This is a genomic window from Candidatus Sodalis sp. SoCistrobi, from assembly GCF_900143145.1.
GTDB lineage: Bacteria > Pseudomonadota > Gammaproteobacteria > Enterobacterales > Enterobacteriaceae > SoCistrobi.
This window is the reverse complement of sequence record NZ_FRDB01000235.1, coordinates 1-4,301: the sequence shown is the minus strand read 5'-3', so window position 1 is coordinate 4,301 and position 4,301 is coordinate 1. Positions and strand designations below refer to the sequence as shown.

The window sequence follows — 4,301 nt, the reverse complement described above, 5'->3', positions numbered from 1 at the left end:
CGGCGACTCCTACGATAATGCGATGGCAGAGAGTATCAACGGGTTGTACAAAACGGAGGTTATCCACCGCGGGAGCTGGAAAAACCGGACGGAAGTGGAGTTGGCCACGCTGGACTGGGTGGACTGGTACAACAACAGAAGGCTGCTCGGGCGGCTGGGTTACATCCCTCCTACTGAAGCCGAAATGAACTATTACGCTTTGCAATTAGCATCAGAGGAAGCGGCGTAGTATTGCCAAAATTACTCTCTAATAAACTCGGGGTTATTCAATAATGAGAGAAAGCACGCCCTGAGCCAGAGCTGTATTCATTGTCATATTATAGCTGGAGACACCCATTACCTTGTCATTAAAGGAATATCTACCAATACTCACATTTGCTTGAATTTTTTCTTTTCCATCACGATAAATTCTCTCATGCTTGCTTTCTCTTACCCACATCATAGCAGTATCTGAGCTACATATGTACATTTGCTCCGTACCATCTGGACTCTCAATAAGTTTCCACGCATTCTCATCGTGATCCATCAAGTTCTGGTGTAACGCTTTGAACGAACTATCGAGACTTTTCTTCATAGCTTCGGTGGCCGGCCCTTGGCTTAATCGTTTGGCGACGCAGCATAATGCCGTTTACACCACGGTAGACGGCGATCAGCCCAGCAATTTGATTGGTCTGTACACCTGGGCGAAAGTGCTGGGCCTGGAGGTGATTGCCGCCGGTAAATCCAGCGAATATGACTACATCTATCATCAGGACAGCGGCCGGCTGGACTATACCGATAAAACCGTCGAGGTACCGCAGCTGTCCAAGCTATGGTCCCTGCCAGAACAGAATGTGGCGGATACGCTGCGTCTGCGTAGCGAAGCGCTGGCAATGCTGCCGCAGAGCGCCACCCCCGATTATTGTGAAATGAACGTGGTGGCTAACTCTCTCGGCTTTGTTCCGGCCACCCCGACGCTGAATTACCCGCTTTGCCATATCCATGAGCTGGCGGACGTCTTTATCCCGCGCGAAGACGGCGGCATACTGAGCCAAACCGGCGTGGTGGATGTGTTTAACTGTCTGCGTCGCCACGACGAGGCCAGCTTCGGCGGCGGCGTATTTATCGTGGTGCGCTGCGACGACGAAGAGACCTGGAAGATGCTGGCGGAAAAAGGCCATGTGGTCAGCCGCAATCGGCGCTATGCCGCGCTGTACCTGCCCTAACACATCATGGGGCTGGAATCGCCCATCAGTCTGTTCTCGGCCGTGCTGCACCATCGTCCCTCCGGCGCCCACGATCAGCAAGTGCATGCGGTCATGGCCGGCTACGCGGAGCGCCCGCTGGCCAAAGGGGAAACGCTGACGATGGGCGGTCACCACCATACCATCGACCACGTAAGCGCACGGCTGCTGGCGAAAGCCGACGCCGAGGGCGTTGCGCCGTTCTACCTGCTGGCCAACAAAACCCTGACACAGGATGTCGCGGCGGGAGAACTGATCCCGCTGTCGGCCCTGGCGCTTGAGGATTCCCTGCTGTATACCGCCTGGCGCGAAACGGCGCTGTAACCCGCACCCCGAAGGCGCCCCACCCGGGGCGCTTTCGGCAATTCCTTTACCCCCCGCGCGTCAAAGGCCTTTTCGGCAATCCCCTTCCCCGCGCATCAAAGGCGCTTTCGGCAATCCCCTTTCCCCGCGCGTCAAAGGCGCTTTCGGCAATTCCTTTACCCCCCGCGCTTCAAAGGCGCTTTCGGCAATCCCCTTCCCCCGCGCGTCAAACCAGATAACGCCGGAACCAGTCTAGCGTCCGCTGCCAGGCGAGCTCTGCTGCCGCCTTATCGTAGCGCGGCGTCGAGTCGTTGTGAAAACCGTGATTGACCCCGGGAGAGATAAAGGCCTGGTAGGTTTTGCCCGCCGCTTTCAGCGCCGTCTCATAAGCCGGCCATCCGTCGGTAATGGCGCTGTCCCGTTCGGCATAGTGCAAAAGTAAAGGCGCCTGGATGCGCGGCACGTCCTCCGCCCTGGGCTGACGGCCGTAGAACGGCACCGCCGCGGCCAGTTCGGGATAGGCCACGGCGGCCGCATTCGCCACGCCGCCGCCATAGCAAAACCCGGTGATGCCCACCTTACCGCTGCCGGCCGGATGCGCCTTTAAAAAGTCTACCGCGGCGAAAAAATCATTCATCAGCTTCACCGGATCCACCTGCGCCTGCAATTCCCGCCCTTTCTCATCGTTGCCGGGATAGCCGCCCACGGAACTCAGACCGTCGGGGGCCAGCGCGATAAACCCCGCTTTGGCCAGACGGCGCGCGACGTCCTCAATATAAGGGTTTAATCCGCGGTTCTCGTGAACCACGACCACCGCGGCAGTCGGGCCGGCCGCCTTTGCCGGGCGGACAAAATAGCCGCGTACCTGCCCGTGGCCCTGCGGCGAAGGATAGGTGAGATAATCCGCCACGATTGCCGGGTCGGTGAATTCCACCTGCTCGGCGAGAGCGTAATTCGGACTCATCAACGACAGGATAGACGCCGCCGTCAGGCCGCCCACGGCGTATTTCGCCGCTTTGGCCAGAAATTCGCGTTTGGTTATCTTACCGTGGGCGTAATAGTCATACAGCTCAAGCAGATCGGGATGAAAATCTTTCGCCGTCAAACGGGCCATGATGACTCTCCTCTTTGCGGTGGGGTTGGCTATGACGTTAGCAAATTTTCGCCGCCCGTGCAGTAGCTGCCTCCCGCGGTGCTTAGCTATGGCGTCAGCGGCGCGGCAATTCTCCCTGCTGGTCCGCTGGAGGGCGGCGGCGGGTCATTGCCTGCGCCGTTGCACGCCACGACCGCGCCGGATGGTACGGTTGCCAATACCGCATTCGCTACCTATTGACGCACGCAGGAGAGCAGGTCATCTTTTGCGGCGTCAAGCGCCAAACTGGCCCTACCCCGGCGGCGATAACCCTGACTGCGCAATCGCGCGCCAGCCGCCTTTGATAACGCTGGGGAAGCGCCGCGCGGCACAAGACCCGCTTCATGCCCTGAGGCATGCGCAATGACTTTCACCGTTTTAGGCAGCCAATTCTATGGAACAGCACAATTTACATTTTACGCTAAGCGACGTTGCCGACGACGCCGAAGAAAAATTGATTCAACAAAAGTTGTGGTCGCACAACGCGCACTTTCAGGCCGTGGATATGCGCCCGTTACGTCTGACGATAACCAACGACGCCGGCGATATTGTCGCGGGGCTGCTCGCCAGTACCTGGTGGGGATCGCTGGAGATACAGTATTTGTGGATTGATGAACGCCATCGCTACGGCGGCCTGGGCAGGCAGTTAATTCACCGGGCCGAAACTGAAGCCCTTGCCCGCGGCTGCCATCAGGCTTATCTGGATACGTTCAGTTTTCAGGCGCTGGGTTTCTATGAAAAGCTGGGTTACCGCCGTTACGGTCATTTGGCGGGCTACGCGCATAAGCATACGCGTTATTATCTGGCCAAAGCGTTGCCCGCAGCGGCTGCGCAAGGCGAAGACCAGCGCGCCGAGAGCGCCGAGAGCGCCGATCGGCACTAACGGCATCGCCGAAGCGCTGCCGGGCATGAGGGTATTATGGCCGCGGCGAGGCGCACTAAGGTGGGTGCTGCAAATTCTGCGGCCGACAAATTCCCCCGGGTCATCCGCGTCAAGGGCAGCATAACCACCCGAGACACATCGCCATGCCTGGGGGGAACTACAGCGGCACCCTGCTGCCCGCAAGACGCGTTATCAGGGCGTCCGCTACCCGGGCGCTGAGTCCTGCCACCGGTGTGGGGAGACATTGCTCGATGCTTTGGGTTTTATCCGTCCGATACACGCGCCCGGTGCCAAGGCGCTTTTCGAGTTCGTTGGCGCGGCGGTGGGCGGCTATCAAATCAACTTCAACCAGTAACAGCGCGTGGGCCAGCACGACATGATGCCGCCCTTCCCGGGCATCGGCACCCGCCACCGTGCGCCAATACTGGGCGGTGCCGGCAATTTTACGCGCCTGCGCCCCGTCGCCGCAGGCAAGGTTATACCGCCCGTCGCAGAAAGATCCTTCCACCGCCTGACAGTGGGTGGCAATCCCCCATTGCATCAACACATCGCTCAAGATGCCGCACAAATGGCGGTACACGTCCTCCGCGGCGTCGCCAAACGCGCGCGCCGTTGGGTACGCCAGACTGAAATTGAATCACCCCGGATAAATTAGAGTCTATACTTTAAAAGTGGAGGTCTCTATGACAACGACCAAACGTTACTCTCCGGAAGTCCGTGAACGGGCAGTTAATCTAGTGCTGGAAACTCAGCATGAGCA

General features: G+C 58.6%; 7 protein-coding genes. 4 read left to right on the top strand and 3 right to left on the bottom strand.

Annotated features, from left to right (window positions below; all coding sequences use genetic code 11):
- The coding region (locus CINSTRO3249_RS13395; protein ID WP_143146879.1) for an integrase core domain-containing protein at window positions 1-229 on the top strand (229 nt) is incomplete at its 5' end.
- Between the two features lie 33 nt (window positions 230-262).
- Here the strand turns inward: CINSTRO3249_RS13395 and CINSTRO3249_RS13390 are convergent.
- A complete protein-coding gene (locus tag CINSTRO3249_RS13390; protein ID WP_143146904.1) occupies window positions 263-526 on the bottom strand; it encodes a hypothetical protein in 264 nt (87 codons plus the stop codon).
- A gap of 79 nt (window positions 527-605) precedes the next feature.
- Here CINSTRO3249_RS13390 and CINSTRO3249_RS13385 point away from each other — a divergent pair, with 79 nt between their 5' ends.
- The gene (locus CINSTRO3249_RS13385; protein ID WP_074013631.1) at window positions 606-1,205 is read left to right on the top strand and encodes a hypothetical protein; all 600 of its coding nucleotides are present in this window, start codon (window positions 606-608) and stop codon (window positions 1,203-1,205) included.
- Between the two features lie 6 nt (window positions 1,206-1,211).
- Window positions 1,212-1,547, top strand: coding sequence for a hypothetical protein (locus CINSTRO3249_RS13380; RefSeq protein WP_074013630.1), 336 nt, complete (start codon window positions 1,212-1,214; stop codon window positions 1,545-1,547).
- A gap of 205 nt (window positions 1,548-1,752) precedes the next feature.
- Here CINSTRO3249_RS13380 and yghX read toward each other — a convergent pair whose 3' ends face one another.
- Complete coding sequence (gene yghX, locus CINSTRO3249_RS13375; protein ID WP_074013629.1) at window positions 1,753-2,640, bottom strand: YghX family hydrolase; 888 nt, start codon at window positions 2,638-2,640, stop codon at window positions 1,753-1,755.
- A gap of 412 nt (window positions 2,641-3,052) precedes the next feature.
- Here yghX and CINSTRO3249_RS13370 point away from each other — a divergent pair, with 412 nt between their 5' ends.
- On the top strand, window positions 3,053-3,541 hold the full coding sequence (locus tag CINSTRO3249_RS13370) for a GNAT family N-acetyltransferase (protein ID WP_074013628.1): 489 nt from the start codon (window positions 3,053-3,055) through the stop codon (window positions 3,539-3,541).
- 157 nt (window positions 3,542-3,698) lie between these two features.
- Here CINSTRO3249_RS13370 and CINSTRO3249_RS13365 read toward each other — a convergent pair whose 3' ends face one another.
- Complete coding sequence (locus CINSTRO3249_RS13365; RefSeq protein WP_074013627.1) at window positions 3,699-4,121, bottom strand: lipoate--protein ligase family protein; 423 nt, start codon at window positions 4,119-4,121, stop codon at window positions 3,699-3,701.
- Between the last annotated feature and the right edge of the window lie 180 nt (window positions 4,122-4,301).

Bases quoted from the DNA above. Each gene is read 5' to 3' on its own strand.
- CINSTRO3249_RS13380 (WP_074013630.1), top strand. From the start codon at position 1,212: ATGGGGCTGGAATCGCCCATCAGTCTGTTCTCGGCCGTGCTGCACCAT.
- CINSTRO3249_RS13370 (WP_074013628.1), top strand. From the start codon at position 3,053: ATGGAACAGCACAATTTACATTTTACGCTAAGCGACGTTGCCGACGAC.
- CINSTRO3249_RS13390 (WP_143146904.1), bottom strand. From the start codon at position 526: ATGGATCACGATGAGAATGCGTGGAAACTTATTGAGAGTCCAGATGGT.
- yghX (WP_074013629.1), bottom strand. From the start codon at position 2,640: ATGGCCCGTTTGACGGCGAAAGATTTTCATCCCGATCTGCTTGAGCTG.